Source organism: Caballeronia pedi, from assembly GCF_001544915.2.
GTDB classification, from domain to species: Bacteria; Pseudomonadota; Gammaproteobacteria; order Burkholderiales; family Burkholderiaceae; genus Caballeronia; species Caballeronia pedi.
Genome location: NZ_FCOE02000027.1, coordinates 47,109 through 73,724, shown reverse-complemented (window position 1 = coordinate 73,724; position 26,616 = coordinate 47,109). Strand labels below are relative to the sequence as shown.

Annotated in this window: 26 protein-coding genes; 10 read left to right on the top strand and 16 right to left on the bottom strand. The window is 61.9% G+C overall.

Going from position 1 to position 26,616, the window contains the following annotated elements; all coding sequences use genetic code 11:
• Positions 1–70: 70 nt before the first annotated feature.
• Complete coding sequence (locus AWB80_RS29865; RefSeq protein ID WP_061178292.1) at positions 71–1,366, top strand: MFS transporter; 1,296 nt, start codon at positions 71–73, stop codon at positions 1,364–1,366.
• A 24-nt stretch (positions 1,367–1,390) separates the two neighbouring features.
• Positions 1,391–2,782: an LLM class flavin-dependent oxidoreductase gene (locus AWB80_RS29860; RefSeq protein WP_061178291.1), complete on the top strand. Its 1,392-nt coding sequence runs from the start codon at positions 1,391–1,393 to the stop codon at positions 2,780–2,782.
• A 17-nt stretch (positions 2,783–2,799) separates the two neighbouring features.
• Here AWB80_RS29860 and AWB80_RS45025 read toward each other — a convergent pair whose 3' ends face one another.
• The 3 genes from AWB80_RS45025 to murJ all read right to left on the bottom strand — a co-directional run bounded on the left by AWB80_RS45025 (position 2,800) and on the right by murJ (position 4,823).
• Positions 2,800–3,138, bottom strand: coding sequence for a type II toxin-antitoxin system RelE/ParE family toxin (locus AWB80_RS45025; RefSeq protein ID WP_244206788.1), 339 nt, complete (start codon positions 3,136–3,138; stop codon positions 2,800–2,802).
• Positions 3,138–3,422 carry a type II toxin-antitoxin system Phd/YefM family antitoxin gene (locus tag AWB80_RS29850; RefSeq protein WP_061178290.1) on the bottom strand — a complete coding sequence of 95 codons (285 nt, stop codon included), beginning with the start codon at positions 3,420–3,422 and terminating at the stop codon, positions 3,138–3,140. The genes AWB80_RS45025 and AWB80_RS29850 overlap by 1 nt, the downstream gene beginning before the upstream one ends.
• 87 nt (positions 3,423–3,509) lie before the next feature.
• On the bottom strand, positions 3,510–4,823 hold the full coding sequence (gene murJ, locus AWB80_RS29845; RefSeq protein WP_244206787.1) for a murein biosynthesis integral membrane protein MurJ: 1,314 nt from the start codon (positions 4,821–4,823) through the stop codon (positions 3,510–3,512).
• A gap of 380 nt (positions 4,824–5,203) precedes the next feature.
• On the opposite strand from murJ, the gene AWB80_RS29840 reads away from it, so the two are divergent.
• Positions 5,204–5,878, top strand: coding sequence for an HAD family hydrolase (locus tag AWB80_RS29840; protein WP_244206785.1), 675 nt, complete (start codon positions 5,204–5,206; stop codon positions 5,876–5,878).
• A 6-nt stretch (positions 5,879–5,884) separates the two neighbouring features.
• Here AWB80_RS29840 and AWB80_RS29835 read toward each other — a convergent pair whose 3' ends face one another.
• A complete protein-coding gene (locus AWB80_RS29835) occupies positions 5,885–6,796 on the bottom strand; it encodes an AraC family transcriptional regulator (protein WP_208635709.1) in 912 nt (303 codons plus the stop codon).
• 139 nt (positions 6,797–6,935) lie between these two features.
• Between AWB80_RS29835 and AWB80_RS29830 the strand changes: the two genes are divergently transcribed.
• The 4 genes from AWB80_RS29830 to AWB80_RS29815 all read left to right on the top strand — a co-directional run bounded on the left by AWB80_RS29830 (position 6,936) and on the right by AWB80_RS29815 (position 11,022).
• A complete protein-coding gene (locus AWB80_RS29830; protein ID WP_061178287.1) occupies positions 6,936–7,769 on the top strand; it encodes an oxidoreductase in 834 nt (277 codons plus the stop codon).
• A 74-nt stretch (positions 7,770–7,843) separates the two neighbouring features.
• On the top strand, positions 7,844–9,622 hold the full coding sequence (locus AWB80_RS29825; RefSeq protein WP_061178286.1) for an ABC transporter transmembrane domain-containing protein: 1,779 nt from the start codon (positions 7,844–7,846) through the stop codon (positions 9,620–9,622).
• A 37-nt stretch (positions 9,623–9,659) separates the two neighbouring features.
• Positions 9,660–10,406 carry a dienelactone hydrolase family protein gene (locus tag AWB80_RS29820; RefSeq protein WP_061178330.1) on the top strand — a complete coding sequence of 249 codons (747 nt, stop codon included), beginning with the start codon at positions 9,660–9,662 and terminating at the stop codon, positions 10,404–10,406.
• Positions 10,407–10,782: 376 nt separating this feature from the next.
• On the top strand, positions 10,783–11,022 hold the full coding sequence (locus tag AWB80_RS29815) for a hypothetical protein (RefSeq protein ID WP_143328158.1): 240 nt from the start codon (positions 10,783–10,785) through the stop codon (positions 11,020–11,022).
• Positions 11,023–11,184: 162 nt separating this feature from the next.
• Here the strand turns inward: AWB80_RS29815 and AWB80_RS29810 are convergent, their stop codons facing one another.
• Entirely contained in the window at positions 11,185–12,423 is a 1,239-nt protein-coding gene (locus tag AWB80_RS29810) for an MFS transporter (RefSeq protein WP_061178284.1), read from the bottom strand.
• An 85-nt stretch (positions 12,424–12,508) separates the two neighbouring features.
• Between AWB80_RS29810 and AWB80_RS29805 the strand changes: the two genes are divergently transcribed.
• Positions 12,509–12,850 (top strand): ArsR/SmtB family transcription factor, encoded by a 342-nt coding sequence (locus AWB80_RS29805; RefSeq protein WP_061178283.1) that lies wholly within the window; start codon positions 12,509–12,511, stop codon positions 12,848–12,850.
• Positions 12,851–12,865: 15 nt separating this feature from the next.
• Here the strand turns inward: AWB80_RS29805 and catA are convergent, their stop codons facing one another.
• From catA to AWB80_RS29770, 7 genes are read right to left on the bottom strand one after another with little or no spacing between them, the layout of a single operon-like run.
• Positions 12,866–13,774 carry a catechol 1,2-dioxygenase gene (gene catA / locus AWB80_RS29800; RefSeq protein ID WP_061178282.1) on the bottom strand — a complete coding sequence of 303 codons (909 nt, stop codon included), beginning with the start codon at positions 13,772–13,774 and terminating at the stop codon, positions 12,866–12,868.
• 19 nt (positions 13,775–13,793) lie between these two features.
• Positions 13,794–14,858: an NADH:ubiquinone reductase (Na(+)-transporting) subunit F gene (locus AWB80_RS29795; RefSeq protein WP_061178281.1), complete on the bottom strand. Its 1,065-nt coding sequence runs from the start codon at positions 14,856–14,858 to the stop codon at positions 13,794–13,796.
• 15 nt (positions 14,859–14,873) lie between these two features.
• Positions 14,874–15,236, bottom strand: coding sequence for a phenol hydroxylase subunit P4 (locus tag AWB80_RS29790; RefSeq protein ID WP_061178280.1), 363 nt, complete (start codon positions 15,234–15,236; stop codon positions 14,874–14,876).
• A gap of 22 nt (positions 15,237–15,258) precedes the next feature.
• Complete coding sequence (locus AWB80_RS29785; RefSeq protein ID WP_061178279.1) at positions 15,259–16,848, bottom strand: aromatic/alkene/methane monooxygenase hydroxylase/oxygenase subunit alpha; 1,590 nt, start codon at positions 16,846–16,848, stop codon at positions 15,259–15,261.
• Positions 16,849–16,880: 32 nt separating this feature from the next.
• The gene (locus AWB80_RS29780; protein WP_061178278.1) at positions 16,881–17,153 is read right to left on the bottom strand and encodes an MmoB/DmpM family protein; all 273 of its coding nucleotides are present in this window, start codon (positions 17,151–17,153) and stop codon (positions 16,881–16,883) included.
• A complete protein-coding gene (locus tag AWB80_RS29775; RefSeq protein WP_061178277.1) occupies positions 17,146–18,153 on the bottom strand; it encodes an aromatic/alkene monooxygenase hydroxylase subunit beta in 1,008 nt (335 codons plus the stop codon). The genes AWB80_RS29780 and AWB80_RS29775 overlap by 8 nt, the downstream gene beginning before the upstream one ends.
• 23 nt (positions 18,154–18,176) lie before the next feature.
• Entirely contained in the window at positions 18,177–18,446 is a 270-nt protein-coding gene (locus AWB80_RS29770; RefSeq protein WP_061178276.1) for a phenol hydroxylase subunit, read from the bottom strand.
• Positions 18,447–18,884: 438 nt separating this feature from the next.
• On the opposite strand from AWB80_RS29770, the gene AWB80_RS29765 reads away from it, so the two are divergent.
• On the top strand, positions 18,885–20,624 hold the full coding sequence (locus tag AWB80_RS29765) for a sigma-54-dependent Fis family transcriptional regulator (RefSeq protein WP_061178329.1): 1,740 nt from the start codon (positions 18,885–18,887) through the stop codon (positions 20,622–20,624).
• Positions 20,625–20,665: 41 nt separating this feature from the next.
• A complete protein-coding gene (locus AWB80_RS29760) occupies positions 20,666–21,511 on the top strand; it encodes a DUF3667 domain-containing protein (RefSeq protein WP_061178275.1) in 846 nt (281 codons plus the stop codon).
• Between the two features lie 16 nt (positions 21,512–21,527).
• On the opposite strand, the gene AWB80_RS29755 is transcribed toward AWB80_RS29760, so the two are convergent.
• The 4 genes from AWB80_RS29755 to AWB80_RS29740 form a co-directional block, all read right to left on the bottom strand.
• Entirely contained in the window at positions 21,528–22,724 is a 1,197-nt protein-coding gene (locus tag AWB80_RS29755) for an MFS transporter (protein ID WP_425266899.1), read from the bottom strand.
• Positions 22,725–22,811: 87 nt separating this feature from the next.
• Positions 22,812–23,912 carry a porin gene (locus AWB80_RS29750; RefSeq protein WP_061178273.1) on the bottom strand — a complete coding sequence of 367 codons (1,101 nt, stop codon included), beginning with the start codon at positions 23,910–23,912 and terminating at the stop codon, positions 22,812–22,814.
• 29 nt (positions 23,913–23,941) lie between these two features.
• Complete coding sequence (gene mhpA, locus AWB80_RS29745; RefSeq protein ID WP_061178272.1) at positions 23,942–25,558, bottom strand: bifunctional 3-(3-hydroxy-phenyl)propionate/3-hydroxycinnamic acid hydroxylase MhpA; 1,617 nt, start codon at positions 25,556–25,558, stop codon at positions 23,942–23,944.
• Positions 25,559–25,646: 88 nt separating this feature from the next.
• Positions 25,647–26,585 carry a VOC family protein gene (locus AWB80_RS29740; RefSeq protein ID WP_061178271.1) on the bottom strand — a complete coding sequence of 313 codons (939 nt, stop codon included), beginning with the start codon at positions 26,583–26,585 and terminating at the stop codon, positions 25,647–25,649.
• Positions 26,586–26,616: the final 31 nt, after the last annotated feature.

Here is a 26,616-nt window from a genome sequence, read left to right as displayed (position 1 = left end):
TGCCGACATCCGTACAGGCAAAGACCATCCGGCGCGCGAGATCGTGCGCACGGATTTCCGGAGGAGACACATGAAAAATCGCCGCATCTTCATCTATATATTTCTGTTTTCGCTCACGAGCATCAACTACATCGACCGCGTCGCGCTGTCGGTCGCCGCGCAGCCGATCGCGCACGAGTTCGGCATCAGCCCGATCCAGATGGGCTTTCTGTTGTCGTCGTTTATCTGGACGTACTTCGCGAGCCTGATCATCTGGGGTCTCGCGCTCGATCGCTGGGGCACGCGCTACGTCAACGCCATCGGCATGGCGATCTTCTCGCTCGCCACCGTGGCGACGGGTTTCGCGTGGAGCTACGCGTCGATTCTCGTCACGCGTCTCGTGATGGGCGCGGGCGAGGCGTCGTCGTATCCGGCGGGCGGCAAGGTGATTCGCGAATGGATGCCGGCGCGCGAACGCGGCATCGCGGCGGCGACACTCAACAGCGGCTCGTATGCCGGCCCCGCGATCGGCGCGCTGGTCGTCGCGTGGGCGGTGCAGCTGTTCGGCTGGCGCACGGGCTTCGTGCTCGTCGGCAGCTCGGGCGCGATCTGGCTCGTCTGCTGGCTCAAGTGGTTCAGGAAGCCCGAGTTCGCGAGCTTCATCGACGACGAAGAGCGCGCGCTGATCCTGCGCGAGCGCAACGGCGGCATGCCCGACGCGCCGAGCGGCCCGACGCTCTCCATTCCCGACCTGCTCAAGTCGGTGAGCGTGTGGGGTCTGCTCATCACGCAGGGCTTCGGTTCGTATGCGCAGTTTCTGTTTCTCACGTGGCTGCCGAGCTATCTGCAGACGGAGCGACATCTGGACATCGTGAAGAGCGGCTATTTCACGGCGCTGCCGTACGCGCTCTCGGTGATTCTCGCGCTCGCGATCGGCAAGCTGAGCGATCGTCTGCTTCCTGTCGACGCTATCAACAAGGGCGGGCGACGCACCATGGTGGCGGCGTCGATGCTGCTGACATCGGTCGTGCTCGCGACGCCTTTCGTCGATGACATGTGGGTGATGGTCGCTGTCTTCACGCTGTCGCTGACCGGCGCGCAGGCCGCGCTCGCGATGAACATCGCGCTGATCGGCGATTTGCTTCCGTCGTCGGCTGAAGTGGGGCGCGGCACGGGCCTGCTGATCACGGGCGGCGCTTCGTTCGCGATGATCGCGCCGATCGCCACGGGCTATGTGGTTGCCATCACGCACAGCTACAACAACGCGTTTTATATCGCGGGTGCGCTCGCACTGGCCGGCGCGCTCGTGAGCCTGCTCATGACGCGCGCACCGATTCGCAGAACCGACAGCGTCGAGACCGTCAACGAAGTATCGGTCGGCGTCTGAGACAATTTTCATAAGGAATTCGAAATGACAAAGAAGCAAATGACCCTGATCGGCTTTCTGCAGGCGCAGAACTGCTCGACCTATCCCGGCTCGTGGCGGCACAGCGCGGCGATGCAGGACTTCACGACGCCCGAGTATTACCAGCGCATTGCGCGTACGCTGGAAGAGGGCAAGTTCCATCTCGCGTTCTTCGACGACCGCCTCGCGATGCCCGACATCTACGGCAACGATCATGCGCAAACGGTCGAAAACGGCGTGCGCGCGGTGAAGATGGACCTCGTCTCGATCCTCACCGCGATGGGCATGGCCACGTCGAAAATCGGCCTCGGCGCGACGTATTCGACGACCTACTACGAGCCGTTCCATATCGCGCGCACCTTCGGCACGCTCGATCTGATGACCAAGGGCCGCGCCGCGTGGAATGTCGTGACGTCGCTGAACGATTCGGAAGCGGCGAACTTCGGCGAGAGCGCGCATCTCGAACACGATCTGCGCTACGACCGCGCCGACGAGTTCGTCGAAACCGTGATGGGCCACTGGGACACGTGGGAAGACGGCGCGCTGATTCTCGACAAGGAAAGCGGCCGGTTCGCGGATGCATCGAAGGTGCATCGTCTCGATCACGAAGGGCGCTTCTTCAAGTCGCGCGGTCCGTTCACCGTGCCGCGCTCGCAGCAGGGTCATCCGGTGCTGATTCAGGCGGGGCAGAGCGGGCGCGGGCGGCTGTTCGCGTCGCGCTGGGCGGATCTGATCTTCGTCGTCTATCCGAATCTCGCGGTGGGCAAGAAGCAGTACGCGGAGATGAAGCAGGCGCTCGCCGATGCGGGCCGCAATCCCGATGACGTGAAGATCTCGACCGCGTGCTACACGATCGTCGCGGAATCGGACGAGATCGCGCAGAAGGAGCGCGAATATATCGATGCGCTCGCGAAGCCGATCGATTCGCTCGCGCTGTTGTGCGAAGTGCTCAACACGGACTTCTCGAAGCGCGGCTACGACGATCCGTTCAGCGATGCCGAGATGGCGGCGATCTCCGGATGGACCGGTTTCCGAGATCGTGTCGTGACGCTGTCGGGCAAGAAGAATCCTTCGGTGCGCGATTTCGTGGACTTCTCCAAGCGCGCGCGCATCGACGAGTTTCCGGTGTTCTGCGGCACGCCGAAGACGGTCGCGGATCAGATGGAGCAATGGTTCGTCGAGGGCGGCGTCGACGGCTTCGTGATCGCGCCGACGCACGTGCCCGGCGCGTACGAGGACTTCGTGCGCATGGTGGTGCCCGAACTGCAGCGGCGCGGGCTGTTCCGCAAGGACTATACGGGCGGCACGCTGCGCGAGAACCTTGGGCTGCCGATTCCGCAATCGGGAGACTGGCGCAAGACGGCGTTTCCGAGGACGTCGAAGATCAAGGTGGCTTGAGCGCGGAGCGGCGTTTGCTACATCAGCCGCAGCACGATGCGCTGAAGGAGCGCCTGAAGATCGCGACGTGCGTCCATGATCAGGTGAACGTACAGGACATCGTCGCGCACCTGATAGATGATGCGAATCTTGCCGGAGAGGACTTGCCGGAAAGTGTCATCGACGAATCCTTCGAGCTCGGCAGGCACATGACCACTCTCGGGAAACTGACGGATTTGCGCGATCGTTTCCTGCAAGTGCGCCGATGTCTGGCGCCATGTGTCCCATCCGAAGCTGCGGACGATATAGCTTCTCAGCTCATCGATGCCGATCCGCGCGGTCGGCAGGATGCGGTACTTCAACAGCGGAGCTTGCATTACCGGAGTTTTTGCTGACGGTCGAGTTCGTCGAGTTCCGAAAAGAATTCGTCGCCGTCGACGTGTTCCCCGCGGTCGATCTGCTTCTGACCAATGGCCAGGATTTTCAGAAGCGCGATGGTCTGTTGCGTGGCTTCGTAGGTCCGCACATCCTGAACGACGAGCTTCGCCTCGCCGTTCTGCGTGATGATGAGCGGCTCGCCGGACTCGGTCAGGTCCTTGACGATCTGGGCCGCTTCGCTTTTTAGATAGCTGATCGGCTTTACGTGATCGGCGATGTGCATGGGAGCGCTCCAATTCAGCTTGATAAGACTGAATATAGACCGTTTTCGGTCTGGCTGCAATGCCCTCGAGCGATTACCGACCAGACGTTACCGGCCGTTCGCGAGCGAAACCCGGAATCTCGCCAGATAGATATAGCACGCGTGTATGCAAGCAGCGCCGACACCGGTCGCAAGCAGCACGCCCTGCGCCCCATACAGACGAACCAGCACGACATTGCCTAGCACTTTGACCGAAAACCCCAGCAGCGAGACGATGGAGATCGTGCGATAGCGCATCTCGCTCGCGAACAGCTGCACGAGCACGCACATACCGAAGTAGAACGGCACCTGCAACAGCCCGAAGCGGAACAAGGTGGTGACGGCGAGCGTGTCCTCGGCGGTGAACGCACCTTTCTGAAACAGCAGCTTGATCGCGTACGGCGCGAGAACATAGGCGAGACACGCGCCGATCAAGCCTACGGTCAGCATGACCCCCGACCACTTCAGCGCGGTGCTGCGCGCGCGCGCGTGATCGCCCTGGAACAGGATCTCCGACAGAATCGGCAGCGTGGCGCGGCTGATGGCGAGTGCGCCCATGCTCAGCAGCAGCGAGAGCAGCCGGTTCGCATAACCGAGCGTCGCGATCGCGCCATCGCCTTGCTGCGCCATGAAATATTGATCCACCGGTAGCCAGAGTCCCGCGACCACCGATCCGACCATCAGCGTGCCCATCGAACGGATCGTTTTCGGCCACTGGGGGGCGTTCATCGAGACGCGCGGCATATCGGACGCGCCGTCCGCCCGCCGCGCGAGAATTCGCAACCATACCGCCTGTACCACGAAGCCGATCGACGTGCCCAGCACGAGCGGCATGATCGACTCGTTGTTTTGCGCGGCCAGCACGAAGATCAGCAGGCCAATGGCCGGCACGCATTCGAGCAGGGTATTGATGTGCCGTCCCGAAGCCTGAAGTCGCGACGCCGAAATGCAGATGGTGAAGGTCAGCACGCCGACCGGCATCATCCCGAGGATCATCTGCCGGACGCTTTCGCGTGTGGACGGAGACAGGCTGGTTGCGACGAGCTCGGCCATGTAAGGCCAGGAAAGATAGAGCAGCAGGCAGAACGCCAGAGAGACAACGAACCCCATGCCTTCGAGTTCGCCGAGAAATCCGTTCTGTTGCGATTTATCCTTGCGAAGCGCGACGAGGGCCGGTACGAGCAGCACGCTCAGCTCGTTGGTCAGCAGAGTGGGCAGCCAGGTGACGAGTGTGAGAGCAAGCTGATAGGCATCGACTGTGCCATTGATTCCGTAGCGGAAGGCGATCGCCATTTCCTTCGATGCGCCTATGCACTTGCCGGCGAGAACGAAGATCAGGAGTACGAACGCGCTTCTCGCGATTCGTTTGTGATCCTGATGCATGCCGCCCAAGCGTCTTCGGACGGATTCCACCGCTGCGGTCAGCACTAAACCTCCAGTCAGCCGATCGCCCTGCCTAATGAATCAGGACGATATCTTTATAGTTGAACGTTGTAAGGCCGGGCGAATGCAGGCCGCCCGAGAAGAAGGAATAAAGCTGCGCAAGAAGCCGTTGATGACTCTATCACGCGCTTCAGGACGTTTGATCGAGGACGTGAAGCTCGCTTTGTTACGCACCATTACCGCTTCATAAGAATGCGAATGCGCGACTCCGAAATGCATTATCCAATGCATGGTTTCGATAAGATATGCGCGGCATATCGCAGACAAGGCGGCTGCGCGGTGATAATCACATCGATGAAGCGACGCCAGAATTGAAAAGGATGAATCAAGCTTTGATCAAGGCCATTCTGTGGGACATGGACGGCACGCTCGCGGAAAGCGAGTCGCTGCATTTGCGCACGCTGATCGCGGCGCTTGCGCGTCATGGCGTGGAGGCGGGCGAGGAGATGCATCCGCTCGTCTTCGGCAAGACGGGGCGTGAAGTGCATGCGCTGTGTTGCGAGCGCTTCGGTCTTTCGGTCGATTACGCCGACTGGTCCACGTTTCGCGCGCGCGCCTATCTCGAGGGCGCGCCCGCGCTCGTGCCGCGCCCCGGCGCGCTCGAGGTCTATCGCGCCGCGAAGGCCGCGGGCATCACGCAGGCGATCGTGTCGAACGCATCGCGCATGCTGCTCGAAGCGAATCTGCGTGCGCTCGGCATCGAGGAGCCGTCGCTCGTCACCATCAGCGTCAACGATGTGCGCCACGGCAAGCCGAGCCCGGAGCCGTACCAGCGCGCGGCGTGGCTGCTGCGTCTCGCGCCCGAGGAAGTGATCGCGGTGGAAGACAGCCCGACGGGCGCGCGCGCCGCCATTGCCGCGCACATGCGCGTGCTCGCCTGGCCTTTCGACGATGAAGGCGCAGCGCTCTTCCCCGCGGAAGCGCAGGTCGTTCGCTCGCCGCGTGAACTGGCGCTGGCGTTAGGGCTTGAGGCGGACTCGTCTTGTGCGCGTTGAAGCCGATCAGTGGGACGAGACGTATGCCGAACCAGCGAACGGAGCAGGAATGGCGAAGCTTGCGCGCATCCGTTTCGTCTCCGCCGCTGGCGTCGTGCCGAAAAGCCGCTTGAATTCCCGGTTGAACTGCGATGCGCTCGCATAACCCACGGCGATGCTCGCTGCCTCGGCGGTCAGGTCCTGGCGGATCATCAACAGGCGCGCCTGATGCAAGCGCGTGGACTTGACATACTGCATCGGCGAAACCTGAGTGATCGCCTTGAAGTGGCTGTGGAAGCTCGGGATGCTCATTCCGGCTTCTTCGGCCAACTGCGTCACGTCCAGCGGCTGAGCGTAGCCGGCATGGATGAGGCGCAGCGATTTGCCGATTCGCCCGAACTGTCCTCGCATCGCCAAAGCTTCCCGCATCGATGCGCCCTGCGCTCCGGTCAGCACGCGGAAGTAGAGTTCGCGCAGCAGGCCCGGGCCCAGAACCGCGGCTTCGAGCGGCCGGCTCATCGCCTCGAGCAGGCGCAAGACGGACGTCTGCATCGCGTCGTCCATCGGCGTCGACATCATGCTTCGCGGCGCCTGCACGTATTCCGTTACGCCTTCTCGATCGATCTGCGCCGCCAGTTCAGCGGCCAGCGTGAAGTCGAGATGAAGGTAAAGCGCGAGCAACGGACGTTTCGGGCTGGCGTCGGTTTCCATGCTGAACGGAACGGGCACCGACACGGCGAGGTAGTGATGCTCGTCGTACAGATAAAGCTGGTCGCCGAAATAGCCTCGTTTGCGGCCCTGACAAACGATCACGATGCCGGGATCGTAGAGCACGGGCGTGCGCGACAGCGGGCGGTCGGAACGCAGGATGCGCACGCCCGGCAGCGGCGTGAGGTTGTAGCCTTCCTCGGACGCCATCGCGCCAAGCAACGCGATCATGCGGTTCTGGTTTCGCGCGGAGGGCGCTCGTTTCATGCTCATAGGTTTAGGCAATAAAGATAGCGGATCGTGGCTTGGCTAGCCTGCTTTGCCATACTATTCTGCACTCTCCAGCGAACTTTAGAGAGGAGAAGCTCCCATGGCATCCAGCAAGATTCTGCTCATTACCGGCGTCAGCAGCGGCTTTGGCCGTGCGCTTGCACAAGAGGCGCTGGCAGCGGGGCACAGGGTCGTCGGCACTGTTAGAAGCGACCAGGCGAAGCGTGACTTCGAATCCCTGTCCGCGAACGCCGCATTTGCGCGCGTGCTCGACGTAACCGATTTCGACGCCATCGACGGCGTCGTGGCCGAAATCGAGGCGTCCGTCGGGCCCATCGACGTGCTGGTCAATAACGCCGGCTACGGGCACGAAGGCGTGATGGAGGAATCGCCCTTGTCCGAGATGCGCAGACAGTTCGACGTGAACGTGTTCGGCGCCGTCGCGATGATGAAGGCCGTGCTTCCCTTCATGCGCAAGCGCAGACAAGGCCACATCCTGAACATCACGTCGATGGGCGGCCATATCACCATGCCGGGGATTACCTACTATTGCGGAAGCAAGTTCGCGCTGGAGGGCGTCTCCGAAGCGCTCGGCAAGGAAATCGCGCCGTTCGGCATCGCAGTGACAGCCGTCGCGCCGGGCTCGTTTCGCACCGACTGGGCGGGTCGCTCGATGACGCGAACGCCCCGTTCGATCGCGGATTACGATTCCGTCTTCGATCCCATTCGCACGGCGCGCGAGGAAAAAAGCGGCAAGCAGCTGGGCGATCCCCACAAGGCGGCGCGCGCGATGCTTGCGGCCATCGACGCTGACAATCCACCCACGCATCTCTTGCTCGGTAGCGATGCGCTCCGGCTCGTGAGAGAGAAGCTGTCGGCGCTGGAGCGTGAGATCAGTGACTGGGAGGACGTCACCGTTTCCACGGACGGCTGACCCGTCGCGTAACCAGGCAGCAGTTCTGCTCGGCGATTGATACTATCGACCGATCCTCACCTCGTGCGATTCCCATGCCGACTGCCGCCGCTTCCGCCCCACGCGTTGGCCCTCTCTTCGCGCTCGTCCCTTTCCTGCGGCCGTATGCCGGGCGCTGGGCGCTCGCGTTCCTCGCGCTCGTGACATCGGCGGGCGCGACACTGGCGCTGCCGATGGCGTTCCGATACCTGATCGACCGCGGCTTCGCCAGCGGCGACCGGACGCATATCGATCGCTATTTCATCGGGCTCTTCGTCATCTCGCTCATCCTCGCCGGTGCGACGTCGCTGCGCTTTTACTGGGTCTCGTGGCTTGGCGAGCGAGTGACGGCCGATTTGCGGCGCGCGGTCTACGATCACATCATGGGCATGAGTCCGCAGTTCTTCGAGACCACGCAAACGGGAGAAGTCCTGTCGCGCCTCACGACCGATACCACGCTGATCCAGACCGTGGTCGGCACGAGCCTCTCGCTCGGATTGCGCAATGCGCTGCTGGCGACGGGCGGCGTCGCGATGCTGGTGCTGACGAGCCCGGTGTTGTCCGGCTACATCATCGCTGTGCTGATCGTGGTGGTCGTGCCGATCGTCTTCTTCGGGCGGCAGGTTCGCCGGCTCTCGCGCGCCAGTCAGGACAAGGTCGCGAATGCGAGCGCGCTGGCCGGCGAGGTGCTCAATGCGATGCCGACCGTGCAGTCGTACACGCAGGAGGCAAGCGAGGCGCAGCGCTTCGGCACGGCGGTGGAAGCGGCCTTCGAGACCGCGCTCACGCGCATCCGCGCCCGCGCCGGCCTGACGGCCATGGTCATCGTGTTCGTGTTCGCCGCGATGGTGTTCGTGCTCTGGCTCGGCGCGCAGGCGGTGCTGGCCGGACACATGACCGCGGGCCAGTTGTCCCAGTTCATCCTGTACGCGGTGTTCACGGCAGGCGCCGTGGGAACGCTCGCGGAAGTCTGGGGCGATCTGCAGCGCGCCGCCGGTGCAACCGACCGGCTCATGGATTTGCTGGCGGCGCGCTCGCCCGTCACGCAGGCCCGCACGACCGTGCCGATGCCGCCAGCAGGCGAAGGCATACGCTTCGACGCTGTCAGCTTCTCTTATCCGTCCCGTCCCGGCATCAGCGCGTTGTCGGCATTCTCGTTCGATGTGCGTCCGGGTGAACACGTCGCGCTCGTCGGGCCGTCGGGCGCGGGCAAGACCACGCTGTTCCAGTTGCTGCTGCGGTTTTACGATCCGCAGTCCGGATGCATTTCGATCAACGGTGTTCCGACGCAGCATATGTCGCTCGACACGTTGCGCCGGGCGATCGGCGTCGTGTTGCAGGACTCGGTGATCTTTTCGGGGAGCGTGCTCGACAACATTCGTTATGGCGTGCCCGAGGCGACGCTCGCGCAGGCGCGACATGCCGCCGAGATGGCCGCCGCCGCCGATTTCATCGACGAGCTGCCGCAAGGCTTCGACACCTTTCTCGGCGAGCGCGGCGTGAGGCTGTCCGGTGGACAGCGTCAGCGAATCGCGATTGCGCGGGCCATTCTCCGGAATCCGCCCATCCTGCTGCTCGATGAAGCCACCAGCGCGCTCGATGCGGCAAGCGAACGACTGGTGCAAACTGCGCTCGACAACGCCGCGCAGAATCGCACGACGCTGGTCATCGCGCATCGGCTCGCTACCGTTCTGCAGGCCGACCGCATCGTCGTGATGGAGCACGGCCGAATCGTCGCGCAAGGGCGTCACGCCGAATTGCTTCGAAGCTCACCGCTTTATGCGCGGCTCGCCGCGCTTCAGTTCGGCGAGCTGACTTCGAGCGATGCTGCATGACGCTGAACAATGTGACGCCATGCCAGAGGCAAAAGACATGACCTATGAGAAGGTGAACATTTCGACTCGCGATGGCGTATGCACCGTGTACGTTTTCACGTCCGCTGCGGCACGACCTTCGCCTGCCATCGTTTTCTATATGGATGCGGGCGGTATCAGGCCTGCCGAACTCGCGATGGCCCAGCGCCTCGCCGATGCCGGATATGTCGTTCTGCTGCCCGACCTCTTCTATCGGTACGGCGCTTATGGTGCTTTTGATCCCGTGGAAGTTTTCAAGGGCGACGTGCGGGCGATCCTCGGCCCATTGATGTCGACCACCAGCAACGAAAAGGCAGCCGAGGACACGGCGGCGCTTCTGAGCTACCTCGACACGCGTATCGATGTCGACCACGGGCCGATAGGCGCAGTCGGCTTCTGCATGGGTGGCGGCATGGCCATTTCCGCCGCGGGCACCTATCCCGATCGCTTTGCCGCCGTAGCCAGCTTTCACGGCGGAAACCTCGCGACCGACGCACCCGGAAGCCCGCATGTCTTTGCGCCGCAATTGAAAGCCGAAGTCTATATCGCAGCGGCGGAAGACGACGCGAGCTATCCGCCAGCCATGGCGCGGCGTCTCGAGAACGCGTTCGATCAGGCTGGCGTACGGTACTGCGCGGAGACCTATGCCGGTGCAGCGCATGGGTGGATGAAACCGGACTTTCCCGTCTACGATCCGGTGGCAGCCGAGCGCGGATGGTCGAAGATGATCGGGTTCTTCGAGCGGACACTCGGGCATTCGAACTGAATCGCTCCAGATCAGGCACGGATCAATCGGCGCCTATCCGGTAATTGCCGGTCTTCTTGCCGACGAAGTTGAAGTATCTGGGGCGCTTAGGCATGCATGCGCCGCTGAAAGCCTTCGCGGCATTCGCCGACGCGACCAGGAACGACGAACCTTTCGGACCGGACGCCGTGTTGCGCTATCTGCGTAGCCTCGCGGACTTGTAAGCCTTGTAATTCATATTGAATCGACTAATCTCCTTTTGAGATCTGCATGTTCTGTCAAAAGCGCGTTATGAACAAAGCGCATAACGCCTGCATTTCAGACGGGTCTTCGAAGATGTAGCGGACGTCCAGATCGTTTGCGACAACGCGAGCCGCGATTTATCAGGAACTACTACATGTCCACCAAGATAGAGTCCATTGACTTAGCCTGGAACTTCAGGGATGGAAAAGGCCTGGTAAGAATAAAACTAGAATCAGGTCAGACCGGAAATTTTCCGGTTGCCGCTTTGAGTGATCTAGCGGGTTGGGCGGCCCTGGCAAAGCAAACGTCGCTTGTGGTCTCGTCGAATGGCTGGGTGCACAAGGAAGATGACGCTGCCCTCGACGGCACAGAAGTTCCTTTTCCTTTTGTGTAACTCTGGATGCTTTCCTTCCATCTGGAATGGGTTTGCCTCGACAAGGAAGGTCCATCCCAACACGGTACGCACGCCGCCGCAGCGTTACTTGGAGTCGACGAACAGGCATCCAGATGTCTTGCATCGTTCGCGTGATACCAGCGCGACGCATCCCTGACATGCTCATCCGCCAGAACCCACCCGCCGTTCATCCTGCAGAATCATCGTAACGATCACACCCGCGCATGCAAGCACCGACGCGACGACAAACACGCCCTGAAGCGACCCATACCAACCCGGAATCCGTCCCCCAAGGGCATTGCCCAACGTCGTGCCCAATCCGAGAAAAACATTCGCGACCGCAAACACCCTGGTCGCCGCGTTAGGCTCGACGGTCTTGCTGATATAGGCGGGAATCAGCCCGTAGATTGCATAGAACGACCATCCGAAACAGACGGCAGCCGCGCGCAACTGCCAGAGTTCCGCTTGAAAAGCGATCAGAAGGGCAGAGCAGGCGAGCGTGGCATAAGAGAAGATGAGCGCGATCCGCACACCGACCTTGTCCGCGAGCACACCTGCCAGAAAGCCGCTGAAAAGCCCTGTCACGCCGATGATCGACCAAAGCTGTCCGATCATCTCCAGTGAACGTCCCCGCTCTTCCGACAGAAAGCTCGACAGATAGTTTTGCCACGGCCCGCAGACCACTCCACCAAGCGCCAGCAGTATCCACACGGTCAGATTGCGCGCCGTGACGATCCGGCCTGGCTCGCTGGGTCCACGACCATCGATCGACCCCCGCGACGCGTCACGGACGAATACGTGAGAGGCGAGCAATCGGAGCGTCACGAATCCGAGCAGCATGACCGTGAGCGACACCGCGCCCGTCACGAGCCATACCGATCGCCAGCCGTGGCCAGTCAGAAGCGACGGCACGAGCATGGCGTTGGCCAGTTGCCCGTACGCCGTGCCACTCGATACCAGCCCGTTGACGCGGGACCGATAAGCAAACGGAACGGATTTCGAAATCGCGCCGACGGTCGGCACGATCATGCAGGCCGCTGCCGCGCCGAGACCGGCCAGAACGACCGCGCCCTGCACAACGTTCTGAATTCCCGCGAATACCAGCAGCAACAGGCCCGACGCAACAACGGCGCTCACGATGACCCATCCATCGCCAAAACGCCTCGTAAGAAGCGGACAGAGCAGGGCCGCGACGAGATACGCAACCTGCGCTCCGCCGGTCGCGATACCCATCGCAGCGTAATCGAATGCGATGCTCCCCCGCATCGCGGTGACGATCAAACCGAAGAGATAGATACCGAAGCCGAACACGACCGCCGTGTACAGCGTGAAAACGACGGCAATACCGATTACACGCGTGGTGCTACCCGCTTCCGAGCAAGCGATTGCATCCGTGTCCATGGCCGGCTATCCTATATTGAACGAAATCAATATAGGTCTATTTCTATATTCGATGCGCCAACGTGTCAAGGAGAAGCGCCGACCCATGCCGAAATCGACCACCGCGCAAGAGAAGCGGCTGCATGAAGCCCTGAACGCGCTTTCGAACCGCCACCGATTCACGATCCTGATCTGGTTGACCGATCCGCAGAAGCATTTCCCGCCGCAGCAGGACGGCGACCTCGTGGAGGACGGCGTCTGCGTCGGGGTCATCACGGAGAAGATCGGTCTGAGCCAGCCGACGGTGACCACGCACATGCAGGCTCTGGCAAACGCAGGGCTGGTCACCTCCAGAAAGATCAAGAACTGGGTCTACTACAAGCTGGATGACGCCGCGATCGAGTGCTTTCTCGGCGATCTTGGTCAGGTTCTGCGTCGGCCTCGATGAATACGCCGTCGCCCTTCAGGCCGCGGCGCGTGCACGCTGCACTTGCGTCGTCGGCACGTCGCCGCGTTCGCGCGACAGCGTGAAATCGAAGTCGATCAGCGCGAAATTGCCTGTCACGCCGTAGGGCTCGCCCTGCGCGCCCTCGGCCTTCTTGAGTTCGGGCACGAGTCCATCGCGCGTGGCGAACGCGAAGTCGTCCCACAGATACGGATCGTCTTCGATATTGATCTGCGTCGTCAGCTTGCGATAACCCGGCGACGACACGAAGAAGTGGATATGTGCGGGCCGGTGACCATGCCGCCCGAGCTGGTCGAGCAACTGCTCGGTCTTGCCGCCCGGCGGCACGCTGTAACCCACCGGCACGACGCTGCGGAAGCTGTAGCGGCCTTGCGCATCGGCGCGGATCGAGCCGCGCAGATTGAACGCGGGCTGCGACGCGTCGAAGTACGAGTAGCTGCCCAGATGATTCGCGTGCCACACCTCGACCAGCGCGTGCGCGAGCGGCTTGCCGTCATCGCCCAGCACGCGGCCGCGCATCACGAGGGTCTGGCCGGGATCCGTGCCGTCGTCGATGCGCGCATGGCCATCCGACTCGGGCGCGCCCGCGACATACAGCGGACCTTCGATCGTGCGCGGCGTGCCGCCTTCCATGCCCGCCTTCTGCTCCGCTTCGTCGAGCCGCAGGTCGAGAAAATGCTCGAAGCCGAGTCCCGCCGCGATCAGGCCGAATTCCCCGCGCTTGCCTGTCTCGGTCAGGAAATTGAGCGCGGTCCAGAATTCGTCCGGCGTGACGTCGAGATCCTCGATCGTATGAAACAGATCCCGCACGACGCGGTTGACGATAGCCTTCGTGCGCGGATTGCCTTCGCTCGTCGCGCTGTCGTTGATCTTTTGCAAGAGGGCGTCGATCGTATCGTGGTTCATGGCTTGTCTCCGTATGTATTCAGATCGATTTGAACAGCGGACTTTTCGCGAGCGCCTCGGCGCCGTCCGCGCTGGTGAGAAACTTCTCCGTATAGATGTCGCGCTCGAATAGCTGGCCCTGCATCAATGTGCGGATCGCCGCTTCGATCATCACGGGCGGCCCGCACAGATACGCCTTGTGTCCGCGAAAGACGTTGTCGAAATGCGCCTTTGCCGCGTCGTGCACATAGCCGCGAAAACCTTGCCATGGCGAATCCGCTGCTTCATCGGACAATGCCGGCACGTAGGTGAAGTTCGCGCGCTCGCGTTCGAGTTGGAGAAACAACTCGTGGTAGTAAAGCTCCGCGCGATTGCGTGCGCCATAGACGAGCGTGATCTTCCGCGCGTCGTTCTCTTCGAGCATGTCGATCAGCATCGATTTGGGACTCGACAGGCCCGACCCGCCCGCGATCAGGATCACCGGCTGCGGGTCCGACTTGCGCACGAAGAAGCGCCCATAGGGTCCGCTGAAGCGGATCTCGTCGCCGGCGCCGATCCGTTCGTGCAGATAGCCCGTGCCCTTGCCGCCGGGCACGCGCCGCACGTTCAGTTCGATGACCGTGCGCGACGCGGGCTTGTCAGCCAGCGAGAACGCGCGCGGCATGTCCTCGCCCGGTATGTGCACGTTGACGTACTGTCCCGCCTGAAACTCGATGCCGTCGCCATCCAGCTCGACGAAGATGCCCTTGATCGTCGGCGTGAGATCGATCATTTCCTTCACGCGGCCGGTGTAGTCGCGCACGGGAAAGTGCTGCGCGTCCTCGTCTTCGTCGATATCGGCTTCGATCGTCAGATCCGATTGCGCGGTCGCACAACAGGCGAGACACTTGCGCTCGTCGCGCTCGAAGTCCATCAGCGCGAATGGCGATGCAGGTCCATGCTCGATCTCGCCGTCCAGCACCTGCACCTTGCAGGTCGCGCACAGGCCGTGGCAGCACGCATGCGGCAGCCATACGCCCGCGCGCATGCAGGCATCGAGAATGGTCTGCTCGTCCTCGATTTCGATGGTCTGCCCGATCGGCTCGATGGTCAGTTGATAGCTCATCGCATCATCTCCCTGCTAGCTGCACGATCCGCCGATGCCGTTCAGTCCCGGCGTGCGGAAACGAATGACCGCCTTGTGGCCGAGACCGTTCTCGCCGATGCTCGCATCGAAATCGGGCGTGAACGGCTGGCCCGACTTGAACCATTCGGCGGCGCGCAGATCGACCTTGCGCCAGTCCGGATGCGAGGCATACATGCCTGGCAACATCTCGTCGATGAGTGCCCGGAACGGCGTGGCCGCTTCAACCGGAATGCAATGCGGCGCGCAGAACATCAGATGATCTTCCCAGCCGACGAAGAGCAACTGCCTGCCGCGATAGTTTTCGACGCGATCCCTGATCTCGCCTCTATAGCCTTCCTTCAGCGCGATGACTGACATGATTCGTCTCCTGTGATGTGCGTTACGCGGCCTGCTGATTCGCTTCGGGCGCTTCCTCGCCGCCGTGGCTCGGCTTGCCGGTCCAGCGCAGCCAGTTCGCGCGATCGGGCGAGTCCTCGAACTCGTGGCCGTCTTCGCCCACATGAATGTGGTAATAGCGCAGCACTTCACGCATCGGATCGAAGTCCGGCGCGGCCGGGTCGGCATCTTCGGCGAAGCAGTTGCCCTGATAGATCTGCTGCACCGGCATCCACGCCTGCACGTATTTCTCCGGCTCGTTGTCGAAGATGTCCTTGCAGCCGTCGGAACAGAAATGGAACTTGTTGCCGAGATAATCGCTCTCGCGATAACAGATCTTGGTCGGGTCGTCGGGCTCGGTGAAGGCCATCGGTATCTGGCAGGTCTGGCACAGCATCGGCAGCGTGTCGTTGTAGAAGCGGCGGCCTGCCTTCTGTTCATCGCGCCAGTATTCGAGGCGTGGGCGATAGAGCTTGTCGAACGTGGCCGGATACTTCTGCGCGAGCCACTGCATTTCATCGTCGGACGGAATCCACGTGTGCAGCGCCGCCGCGTGCGTATAGTTGTAGAAGATGCCCCACGCTTCGTGCGAGAGACGGTCCTTCTCCTTCATCGCGACGTCGTGATATTTCGGCATGCGGATGCCATAGCGTTCGAGGTCGTGAAAGAGCGCGCCACCGTTCTTCTCGAAGTAGGTTTCCCACGCTTCCTGCCACGACATGATGCGCTTGGGCAGCATGTAGTCCATCATCATCGCGACGAGCGTGAGCAGCCGATAGCCGCGCCAGAACCATTTGTCGATCCACTTCTGGATGATCGGCACGTTGCCCGGGTCCTGCTCAAGCAGGAACTTCACGACTTCGAGACCGAGCGTCATGTGGCGCGATTCGTCCGACTGCGCGGAGAAGCCGAACGTGACTGTCGCCATGTCGCCGTTGAAGGCCGCGCCCGACATGAACGGCATGAACAGCAGATTGGTCAGCACGTATTCGAACGAGAATGAGATCGCCGTCACGAACTCGAACGGGCCGGCGCTCATCGCGTCTTCGAAGTACGACTTCGGCACGGACAGATACCACACGCGGTCGTGCATGTGCCTGAAATCGTGAAAGCCGTTGAAGTACTTGTTGTAGTGGCTGATCGTGTGCACTTGCGTCTGGGCATGACGCAGCTCATCGATTGCCTGCATCTGGCACGCGATGCGCGCGCCCGCGCCGCGAAAATTGCGGCCCGCGAGCGCGAAACCGCGATGCGCCGCATATTCGAGCGGGCTCACGCCGGTCAGAAAGAGCTTGAGCGCGTTGATATAGCGTGGATCGGTGACGTTGAACTGGCCGTTGTTCTGCTGGAACGCGTCGATGATCGCGTAGAGCTTGCGCTCCTTTTCGCCCTGATACTTCCAGTACGCGTCCATCGTGAGACGGAACGGGTCTTCCCACTTGTCCCAGTCGTGCACCTTGATGCCTTCGAAGCGGTCGTAGGGGAAAACTTCGTCCATCGGCTGGTAGGTGGTGTCCCAGCCGAGGCCGCGCGTGAGCATCGCGTAGTTTTCCTTGATGCTCAGCTTCTTGGGCGTGTTCGGTTGTGTGCTCATTTGCCTGTCTCCTTTAGTCCTTGGGTCGCCGCTCAGGCTGTCCATTCGAGGATGAATTCGTCGTCGGTTTCGTCGATGTTGCCGCCGAGCGAGATCAGATTCAGTTGCAGCTCGCGCAGGTCGAAGTCGCGGCCGATGATCGCTTCGATCGACTCGCGTCTGATCACGAGCCTGCCGACCGCGTCGATCTTGACCATCGCCGGGAAATGACTGACGACAGCGTGCGGGTTGTCCGCTTCGATCGCTTCGATGATCGGCCGCGAATCGTCGTTGGCCTGCAACGCGATGAATACGGAATCAGCCATGGCTCACCTCCACGCCTTGCTTCGCCATACGCGCGTCGAACGCCTGCGCGATCGCTTCGAGCGCGTGATGCGCGTCGTCATCGAGACCAACGATTGCGAGCGGCTTCAACGCGTCGAGCACCGCGCCGCGCCACTTCGTGGTCCATTGCGCGAGCAAGGCCGCGTTGGCCGGCGATTGCGCGGCGGCGGTCTTGATGGTCGCGTCGACCCAGCGGCTCGTTTCGTCGAACCATGCGCTCGCGAACTCGTTGAGCATGCCGAGTCCCGGACCGTGCAGACGCGCGATGCGCTCATCGATGTGCCGGTACACGAGCGGATAAAGCAGGCCGTCAAGCACGACGTTCTGCGCGACGAAGGTTTCGAACCAGTCCTTCACGACCATCGTGTCTTCCACGACGCGGCGCAGTCCCTGCCACATCGGATCGTCGAGCCAGCGTTGCTTGCCTTCTGCGAGCGACGTGCCCTGATTGCCATCGAGCGCAAGCCCGATGCGCGACAGATACTGCGCGATGCCGAGCCGGTCCATGCAATGGAACATCGTCGCCTGCGTGATCGCCGTGCCCCAGCCGTAAGCGGTCACGAAGCAGTTGTTGGTGTTCGCCGCCCATTCGACGTGACGCAGCGGCACCATGAGCGTGGCGATATGCGCCTTTGCTTCGTCGGAGAGATCGGTGAGCAGACGGCGCTTCGCGACGAACTCGAGGTTCTTCTCCATCGTCTCCTGCTGCTTCGCACGCGTGGTCGTGTACGCGCCGTAGTAGTACTGGCGCGGGTCCTTGAACGCATACCAGTCGTTCATCACGATTGCCGTGCGGCCTTTGTCGTACAGCTCGAACTCCGGCTGCCACAACGGGCGATAATGAAAATTGACCTCGGGCTGAAGGTCGAAGGTCGCTTCCTGATAACGCGACGCGGGCTTGTCCGCGCCGAGCCGCCGCGCGACATGCGAGAAGGTCTGGCGCACCTGCTCGACTGCTGAAGTCTTGATGTCGATCTGCATTCGTTACTCCTTCGGTTCGGAAATCATTCGGAGAGTCCGGGCTGTCCGTAGCGCCACTTCGCCTGATCGAGATCGAGCTGCACGCCTTCGTCGCGCGTCAGATGGATCACGCGATTCGCGCGGCAGAACGACTGGTATTCGCGCAGCGGCATCACCAGCTCGACGCTCAGCGCCGGATCGCCGATAGAGAAGTCGAACTCAACGAAACCATCGTCGCGCTGCTCCCTGAAGCGCACGAAGCGGCGTGTGATGTCGAATGCGCGCGGCGGCCGCGCATAGGCAGGCGATTGCATCGCTGTCTCCTTGGGTCTTGTGTTCGTCGCCGGCGATCGTTGAATGATTTGATCGAGAACCGGTGTGCGCTCCCTATAAGGCAACAGGCATGCCAGTCGATCGTTGCGGCGAAAGGATCGGCGTACGCGATCGCGGCGATAGCCGCATGGGGCGCGGCTTTCGCGGCATCGCCATGTCTGTGCCGGCACGCGGCGGCGTGCGAGCGCGAACGGAATCGAGTTGATGAAATGCTCGAAAAGCGCGTGATTCGCCTCGCGGCGGTTCGATCAAATCCGCATCAGGGATCACACTAGTACCGCGCGTGATGACGACGCCACGGCATTGCGCGGCACGCGCACATCGCCTATCGTGGTGCCATGAAAACATCCCCACGGCAGGAGATACGCGCAATGCCACGCCGCGAGAAAGCGCCTTCGAAAGAGCAGGAAGGCCTGTCGATGGTGGCGCCCAAGGGCGGTCCCGTCGACAGCCTTCGCTATCCCGACATCGCCGATCTGATGTCGCGTCTGCACTTCTCTCCCGGCGACGGGCGCATCTGGCTCGACGAACAACGCATGCTGCTCGTGCATACCGGCGCGATGGGCACGATGCGCCGCGAATTGATCGAGAGCCTCGGCATCGATGCCGCGCGCGGATTGCTCACGCGCATGGGCTATAACTCCGGCGCGCGCGATGCCGAACTCGCGCGGCGTGTGCGCCCTGAAAACACCATCACGGAAATGTTCGCGGTCGGGCCGCAACTGCACATGCTCGAAGGCATGACCATGGTCGAACCGGTGCGCCTCGAGATCGATGTCGAGCGCGGCCAGTACTACGGTGAATTCATCTGGAAAAACTGTGCGGAGGATGAGGAGCACGTACGCATCTACGGCATCGGCGCGGAGCCGGTGTGCTGGACGCAACTCGGCTATGCGGCCGGTTACACGAGCGTGTTCATGGGAAGGCCGATTCTCTATCGCGAAGTGGAATGCCGCGCGCTCGGGCAGCCGCATTGCCGCATCATCGGCAAGCCGGTGGAGGAATGGGGCGAGGAAGCCGCCGACGATCTGCGCTTCATGCAGGCGCAGACCTTCACGAAAGGACTGTCCGCATCGGGCGCGGCGAGCGAAGGCGCGTTCGGCGACGTGAACATGGTCGGCGCATCGCCGGGCTTCAACGCGGTATGTCACATGATCAAGCGCGTCGCGGGCACGCGTGCGACGGTGCTGTTCCTCGGCGAGAGCGGCGTCGGCAAGGAAGTGTGCGCGCGCACGCTGCACCGGATCAGCGCCCGCGGCGACGGTCCGTTCGTCGCGGTGAACTGCGCGGCGATTCCCGAGGCGCTGGTCGAATCCGAACTCTTCGGCGTGGACAAGGGCGGCTATACCGATGCCACGCAAAGCCGCCCCGGACGCTTCGAGCGCGCGCACGGCGGCACGCTGTTTCTCGACGAGATCGGCATACTCAGCATGACCGCGCAAGGCAAGCTGCTGCGTGCGCTGCAGGAGGGCGAGATCGAGCGCGTGGGCGGTACGGAGACCAAGCGCGTCGATGTGCGCGTGGTCGCCGCGACGAACCTCGATCTGCGCGATGAAATCCGCGCGGGGCGCTTTCGCGAGGACCTGTACTTCCGGCTGAACGTATTCCCCATTCGCGTGCCTTCACTGCGCGAGCGCCGCGAGGATTTGCCGGTTCTGCTCAATCACATGCTGCGCAGATATCGCGAGCGGCACGAACGCGATGTCACCGGCTTCACGCCGCGCGCACTCGATGCGCTGCTGAACTACGGCTGGCCGGGAAATATCCGCGAACTGGAGAACATCGTGGAGCGCGGCGTGATTCTCGCCAACGACGGCGGTGCGATCGATATCGGCCATCTCTTCACGAGCGGCGAGAGCATCGTGACGGAGACGTTCGGCATCGGCGACGATGGGTCGCTGATGGCGTCGCACGCGTTGTCGGCACGCACGGACGATGCGGGTGGCGATGAAGTCGAGCGCGTCACGCGCAAGGTGAATAGTCTGTTGCTGGGAATAGGCGGCGACGTGGAGCCTACATCGCTCGACGATATCGAAACCGCTTTGCTCAGGAGCGCAGTGCAGCGCGCGGACGGCAATCTGTCGGCGGCGGCGCGCACGCTCGGCATTACACGGCCGCAACTGGTGTACCGTCTCAAGAGCCGGGGATTGCGCCTTTAGCGATGAAGGGTAGGTGTACGACCGGTCCAACGGAGGACATCATGCCTGCGACCGAACCCTGGATATGTCCGACGTGTGCTCATCATGTCACCACGCCTTTCTGTCCGATGTGCGGCGAAAGCCCGCTTCGGCCTCCCGATCTGACGTTGCGCGGGATCGGAGCGAAGATTCTGCACGCGGCGACGAGCATCGACGGACGGCTGCTGCGTACGTTCTGGGTTCTGCTGCGTCATCCAGGCGAGCTGACGGTTGCGCATCTGAATGGAAAGCGCATGCCGTACGTGCCGCCGTTCCAGTTGTTCCTGGTCGCAAATGCGTTCTTCTTCGCGTTGCAGTCGCTGACCGACACCCAGGTGTTCGGATCGACTCTGGAGTCTCATCTTTATCATCAGGACTGGAGTCCGCTGGCGCGCTCGCTGGTGGCGGAGCGCGTCGCGAGACTGCGGACGGACGTGGCCCAGTACACGGCAACGTTCGATCGCGCGGCGGTGCTCAATGCCAAGTCGCTCATCATTCTCATGGTGGTTCCGTTCACTTTGTCGTTGCGGATGATCTTTCTCCGTTCGCGCAAACCGTTTGTCACGTTTGTCTATTTCTCACTCCATCTCTACGCGTTCCTGTTATTGGTGTTCTCGCTCGCGCTAGCCGTCGCGGCTATCGATATCCGTCTGGGCGGACTCGGACTCAGTTCGCCATTCATCGACAACCTTCTGTCGATCATCAATCTCTGCTTCTGTGGAGGTTATATCTTTCTCGCCATCAAGCCCGTCTTCGGCTCGCGCGGTAAGGCGCGAGTCGTTCAGGCGGCTGCAATGGCGCTGGTGGCGGGTCTGATCGTTCTTGGCTATCGATTCACCATCTTTCTGGTCACGCTTTATACGACGTGACGTTGAAAATCGTGCCTCAATCCAATGCGACAGCCGGCGCCTGCACACGCTTCCGCGCCGGTGCGGTCTCTTTCAGGCTGAGCGCAACGACAAATCCGATCGCGAGCGCGGCGAGCCCGAGATGCATGATGTACTGAATGCCGAAGTGCTTTGCGATATAACCCGCGATCGCCGGTGCGAGTCCACCACCGAACACTTCGCCGATGCCGACCACCAGACCCGAAGCCGTCGACATCAGTTTGGCCGGCACCGATTCCGCACTCAACGGTCCCACCGTCAGGGTGATCATGCTGAAGACGAACAACAGTGTGAGCGTGAGGTAAGTGAACAGCAACGTCGGATTCGCACCGGTGCGCATGAGAAGAAGCAGAAAGAGCGCCGCGCCGATTACGGAGAAGATCATGACCGGCTTTCTACCGAGCTTGTCGGAGAGAGCGGGCATGACGAGCGTGCCGAGCGTGCCGCCGAAACCGATTGCCGAGAGCACATAACCCATCTGCTGCATGCTCAGATGAAGATAGTCGATCAGATAGCTGGGGAAAAGCGCGCTCAGCACGACGAGGCACGTGAGCCAGCACAGCATGCCGACGATGTTCAACGATATGTTGCGGTAGCGAAAAACGTCGGTCCACTTGTGGTTGGTGGCATCGTGCGTGGCGGTGTGCTGTGCAGCAGATGACGCTTTCGTATCGCGCAACACCTTGAACATCAAGTAAGCAACCAGCAACCCCGGAATCGATACCACCGCGAAAATCCAGTGCCACGGCAAGACTTTGAGCAACTGTGTCACGAGGATCGGCGCGATGCCCAAACCGAAGAGCGGCAACGCCATCTGCTGAATGCCGATGTTGCGCCCGTGGCGCGTCGGCTTCGATGCATCGAGCGTCGCGATGATGCTGGCAGGCGTGTACGCGCCCTCGGCAAAGCCCATCACCGCGCGAATCAGAATCAGGGAGCCGACGCCCGTCGCAAGTCCGCTCAGACCCGCGAGCAGCGAGAACACGACGATCGCCGGAATGATGACCTTGCGGTGGCCCGCGCGGTCGGACAGGTTCCCCATGAACATCGCCGAAACGCCCCACGCGACGGCGAGCGCGCCGGTGATGTGTCCGAGGTCCTGATAGTCGAGATGCAGATCCGTCATCATGACGGGAAAGAGCGGCATGATCATGAACCGGTCGATGCCGACCAGTCCAAAGCCCAGCGACAGCATGGCCACGGCTTTCCACTCATAGGCGGTGTCCCACCTCGAACCGGTGTTGTATTCCATGTTTGCAATCTCCAGATTGATAAGCGCGTGTCAGAAGGAAGTCTGCAGGCCGAGGCGGCCGATGATTTGATGCGTGGTGCTCGACTGTCCCGCACCGTTGATCCAGGCGTTATGTCCGCCTTCGACGTCGCCGCCCGTCCACTGGTAGACCGCTTCGGCGTATAAGGTGGTCCGCTTGGACAGGAGATACTGCGCGACGCTGGTGACTTGTTGCGCCCTGTTGTGGCTCAGTTGCGCGTTGCCCTTCATGTACTGATAGTTCGCGCCGAAGCGAATATCCGGCATGAACGTGTACAGCCCTCCGACCTGAACCGCCTGCACGACGCCTCCCGTCAGCGTATTGCGCGTATTCGTGTAGAGCGCATTGAGATACACGTCGCCGATGGTCTGGCTGATCCCGCCTCCGAAGTTGCGAATCCCGTCGTGACCGTCGTTCAGTGCCGCGTATTTCGTTTCGTTGTAAGCCGCCGCGATGCCGAAGCCGCCGATCGCATAGTTCACGCCGAAGCCGATCGTGTTGTTCGCGGAAAACGAACCGGGCGTATTGCCGAAGCCGTACAGCGCGCCGAGTCTCAATCCCGCGAAGGTGGCCGATACGAGCTTGATCGAGTTCGACACGCGCGACGTACCGCCGGTCTGATCGAAGTCGAACGAGCCGGTAGGATTCTGGGGAATGCCGAGCGCGGCGAACGGACCCTGGCGCATGTTGTACAGGCCGCCATAGGTGAAGGCTCCGTCCAGTTTCGCAGGCGGGAAGAATAGAAAGTCCGCCATCAGGTTGTATTGCTGACCGAACGTAATGCTTCCGATGTCGTCCTTCGACAGACCGACGAAAGCCTGCCGGTTGAAGTCGGCGTTCGGTCCCGGAATGCCTGCGCCGCTGTTCACCGAGAACTGCGACGCAAGTTCGAACACGGCCTTGTAACCACCGCCCAGATCTTCGACGCCGCGCATGCCCCAGATGCTCGGCGTCCAGATCGAGTCGTCGGCCTTGAAGTTGTGGCTGCCGTTTTCGTTGCTCACATAGCTCACGCCGACATCGAGAATGCCGAACAGCGTTACGCTGCTTTGTGCGTGAGCGTGCGGCGTGAGCGCGCATGCAGCAGCCAGCGCGCACAGTGTCTTTCTCATGTTCTCCTCCAGGGGATTTTTACTTGTAGTCAGGAAAGAGCCGCTTCCGTGTGTTCGTCGATCGAAAGCCTTGATACGAGATCGGTCAACAAGGCAGGCAGCTGTTCGAGCGTGCTCACGCCGCCGAAAATGTAATAGTCGGGACGCACGACGATCGCCTTCACGCCGTGCTCGTCGAAGAACCGTTTGTATTTGCCGCTGACGTCGAACAGCACGCGATCCTTGACGGCTTTGTCCGCGTCGGTCGTGATGCCGATCGAATGCCCGCCGATGGCCGCCAGCGCCGCCTTGCCCTGCGCGTCGAGGTACCGGTTCGGATGCGCATCGAGTGCGATGACGTGAAAGCCGTTGGGCAGGGTGTCGTCGTAGCGGGATGCCTCGCTCAGGTTCTTCACCTGACCGTGAACGCTCAGCAAGCCGGCCACGCTCTCGCAGCCGAATGCGGGGTCCTTGCAGATCAGGCCATCGGTCAGGCCGGGGAAGGGCGCAAGCGCGGGCACATCGCCTGCGAGATACGCTTCGTCGCGTCGGGCCGCCTCGTCCTTGTCGGAGATGCACACGACCTGACCCATCGCGATGGATGCATCGATCACGGCACGCACCTGCGGCCGACGTTCGGGCGTATAGCCTTCGAGCACGCGGTCCGAGGCCATGCCCTTCAGGATCAGGTCGAAGCGCCAGGCGAGATTCCATGCGTCGCGGATGCCGGAGCACATGCCCTGACCCATGAACGGCGGCATTTGATGCGCGGCGTCGCCAGCGAGCACCACGCGGCCGCTATGCCAGTTTCTCGCGATCAGCGAACGAAACTTGTAGACGGCATGGCGCACGAGCGTCGCGTTCTCCGGCGTGACCCAGGGCGACAGCAGTTCCCACACCTTCTCCGGCTTTTGCAGGTCTTCGATCGATTCGTGCGGCAGACGCATGAACTCCCAGCGGCGATAGCCGGGGCCGCCCGGCACCATCGTCGTCGGACGCTCCGGATTGCACCACTGGCCGATGTCGGGCACGTCGAGCTTCACGCCATCGTTGGGCTGCAGATCGATGACGAGCCAGTCTTCCTGAAAGCCGAGATCATCGAACTCGATGCCTTGCGACTTTCGAACGAAGCTGTTCGCGCCGTCCGCCCCGACGATGTAACGTGCACGGACCGTCTGCGTCTCGCCGGTCGGCTGCCAGTTCGCGCCGTTCATGACGCCGCGGCGCAGGGTCAATTCGCAGCAGTCGGACAACTGCCGCAATCCGGTCGCTTCCCAGCCCTGCTGCACCGAGACGTTCGGCAACGACTTGGCCTTGCTGTCGAGCAGCGCTTCGAGCGAGGGCTGATTGAAAAGGTAGCCCACCGGGCCGTCGCTGATCGATTCCGCGGACCAGTCGATCTCGACGAGCGTCTTCCAGTCCGCGTTGAACCACTGATATTTGGAAGACGGTTGCGAGATGCGCTCGACCTCTTCTCCCAGGTCCATCGCATGAAATACGCGGCGGATCTCGTGGTCGTGAAAGACGGCACGCGGAAGCGGATACAGCGAAGGCCAGCGGTCGAAGACCGCGACGTCATAGCCGCGCTCTCCGAGAAGAATGGAAAGAGATTGGCCGACGGGTCCGTATCCGACGATCGCGACGTCGAGAATGGTTTGATCTGTCATTTCGGTTCACCTGCTGAAAAATGAGCGAGTTGTGCCCTGGCGCCGGGAATCCGGCAGCCATCGAATCGATGCAAAGGGTGTGAAGCGATCAGTCTTGTGAAACGACGCCGGCTTCGGTGTTATGGATGAAGTCGTCGGGGACCGGCGGGCCCCACAGATAGAGCGAGTCTTCCGGCGCGAAGTCGCCAGCGGGCCAGGCCTGGCCGGCGGACACGAAATCGATGTCGGCGGAGTACTCGCAGAACGAGCCCCACGGGTCCTGCACGTAGTGGAAATAGTTCGAGCCCAGTACGTGTCTGCCTGTGCCCCAGCCCTTTGCGAAACCGGCGGCCGCCATCTGCGACGCGCCCTGACCGACGAGGTTCACGTCATCGACATCCCACGCCGCGTGATGCCAGCCGCGCGCGCTGCTTTTGGCGAACGCGAGCAGATGATGGTCGCTGCCATGCGGCGCATGCGTGAATGCGATGATGTCGAGCGACTTGTCCGACAGACGCAGGCCAAGTGCCTTGCCATAGAACTCGAGCGCACGGAGCACGTCGGGCGAGAACAGCAGCACGTGCGAGAGACGCCGTGGCCGCACGGTTTGCGCGGTTGAGCGCGTGTGCGCACCGCGCTCGTCTGCGTGACTCGATGCGATGACGCACGGTTGCTTGTTGAATGGCGTCGTCTTCGGTCCGACCTTCACCTGAATCAGGTTGCCGTCCGGATCGTGGAACCAGAAACCTTTGTCTGGCGATGCGATCAGGTCCGCGCCTGCGGCCTCAACCTGTTCGCGGATCGCTGCGAAATCCTTTTCGAAGCAATTGAAACTCAGATACGCCAGCGACTTTCCCGACGCGGGGAGCAAGCGCGCCCAGCGATGCCCGTCGGCTGCGCGCAGTTCGAGCGCTTCGGCTGTTGCGGTCACATCGAGGCCGAACGCGCTGAAGAATCGCTCTGCATCGGCGAGCGAAGGAACGTTGAGCGCAAAGTGATCGATCGAGTGAACGCTTGCGCATGCGGATGCTACGGCTGGGTCGCTCATGACCGTGTCTCCATGTTCGATGAGCGCCGGC

Excerpts from the sequence above, each read along its gene's own strand:
- AWB80_RS29865 (WP_061178292.1), top strand. The coding sequence starts at position 71 with ATGAAAAATCGCCGCATCTTCATCTATATATTTCTGTTTTCGCTCACG.
- AWB80_RS29860 (WP_061178291.1), top strand. The coding sequence starts at position 1,391 with ATGACAAAGAAGCAAATGACCCTGATCGGCTTTCTGCAGGCGCAGAAC.
- AWB80_RS45025 (WP_244206788.1), bottom strand. The coding sequence starts at position 3,138 with ATGCAAGCTCCGCTGTTGAAGTACCGCATCCTGCCGACCGCGCGGATC.
- AWB80_RS29850 (WP_061178290.1), bottom strand. The coding sequence starts at position 3,422 with ATGCACATCGCCGATCACGTAAAGCCGATCAGCTATCTAAAAAGCGAA.
- murJ (WP_244206787.1), bottom strand. The coding sequence starts at position 4,823 with ATGCATCAGGATCACAAACGAATCGCGAGAAGCGCGTTCGTACTCCTG.
- AWB80_RS29840 (WP_244206785.1), top strand. The coding sequence starts at position 5,204 with ATGAATCAAGCTTTGATCAAGGCCATTCTGTGGGACATGGACGGCACG.
- AWB80_RS29835 (WP_208635709.1), bottom strand. The coding sequence starts at position 6,796 with ATGATCGCGTTGCTTGGCGCGATGGCGTCCGAGGAAGGCTACAACCTC.
- AWB80_RS29830 (WP_061178287.1), top strand. The coding sequence starts at position 6,936 with ATGGCATCCAGCAAGATTCTGCTCATTACCGGCGTCAGCAGCGGCTTT.
- AWB80_RS29825 (WP_061178286.1), top strand. The coding sequence starts at position 7,844 with ATGCCGACTGCCGCCGCTTCCGCCCCACGCGTTGGCCCTCTCTTCGCG.
- AWB80_RS29820 (WP_061178330.1), top strand. The coding sequence starts at position 9,660 with ATGACCTATGAGAAGGTGAACATTTCGACTCGCGATGGCGTATGCACC.
- AWB80_RS29815 (WP_143328158.1), top strand. The coding sequence starts at position 10,783 with ATGTCCACCAAGATAGAGTCCATTGACTTAGCCTGGAACTTCAGGGAT.
- AWB80_RS29810 (WP_061178284.1), bottom strand. The coding sequence starts at position 12,423 with ATGGACACGGATGCAATCGCTTGCTCGGAAGCGGGTAGCACCACGCGT.
- AWB80_RS29805 (WP_061178283.1), top strand. The coding sequence starts at position 12,509 with ATGCCGAAATCGACCACCGCGCAAGAGAAGCGGCTGCATGAAGCCCTG.
- catA (WP_061178282.1), bottom strand. The coding sequence starts at position 13,774 with ATGAACCACGATACGATCGACGCCCTCTTGCAAAAGATCAACGACAGC.
- AWB80_RS29795 (WP_061178281.1), bottom strand. The coding sequence starts at position 14,858 with ATGAGCTATCAACTGACCATCGAGCCGATCGGGCAGACCATCGAAATC.
- AWB80_RS29790 (WP_061178280.1), bottom strand. The coding sequence starts at position 15,236 with ATGTCAGTCATCGCGCTGAAGGAAGGCTATAGAGGCGAGATCAGGGAT.
- AWB80_RS29785 (WP_061178279.1), bottom strand. The coding sequence starts at position 16,848 with ATGAGCACACAACCGAACACGCCCAAGAAGCTGAGCATCAAGGAAAAC.
- AWB80_RS29780 (WP_061178278.1), bottom strand. The coding sequence starts at position 17,153 with ATGGCTGATTCCGTATTCATCGCGTTGCAGGCCAACGACGATTCGCGG.
- AWB80_RS29775 (WP_061178277.1), bottom strand. The coding sequence starts at position 18,153 with ATGCAGATCGACATCAAGACTTCAGCAGTCGAGCAGGTGCGCCAGACC.
- AWB80_RS29770 (WP_061178276.1), bottom strand. The coding sequence starts at position 18,446 with ATGCAATCGCCTGCCTATGCGCGGCCGCCGCGCGCATTCGACATCACA.
- AWB80_RS29765 (WP_061178329.1), top strand. The coding sequence starts at position 18,885 with ATGGTGGCGCCCAAGGGCGGTCCCGTCGACAGCCTTCGCTATCCCGAC.
- AWB80_RS29760 (WP_061178275.1), top strand. The coding sequence starts at position 20,666 with ATGCCTGCGACCGAACCCTGGATATGTCCGACGTGTGCTCATCATGTC.
- AWB80_RS29755 (WP_425266899.1), bottom strand. The coding sequence starts at position 22,724 with ATGCTGTCGCTGGGCTTTGGACTGGTCGGCATCGACCGGTTCATGATC.
- AWB80_RS29750 (WP_061178273.1), bottom strand. The coding sequence starts at position 23,912 with ATGAGAAAGACACTGTGCGCGCTGGCTGCTGCATGCGCGCTCACGCCG.
- mhpA (WP_061178272.1), bottom strand. The coding sequence starts at position 25,558 with ATGACAGATCAAACCATTCTCGACGTCGCGATCGTCGGATACGGACCC.
- AWB80_RS29740 (WP_061178271.1), bottom strand. The coding sequence starts at position 26,585 with ATGAGCGACCCAGCCGTAGCATCCGCATGCGCAAGCGTTCACTCGATC.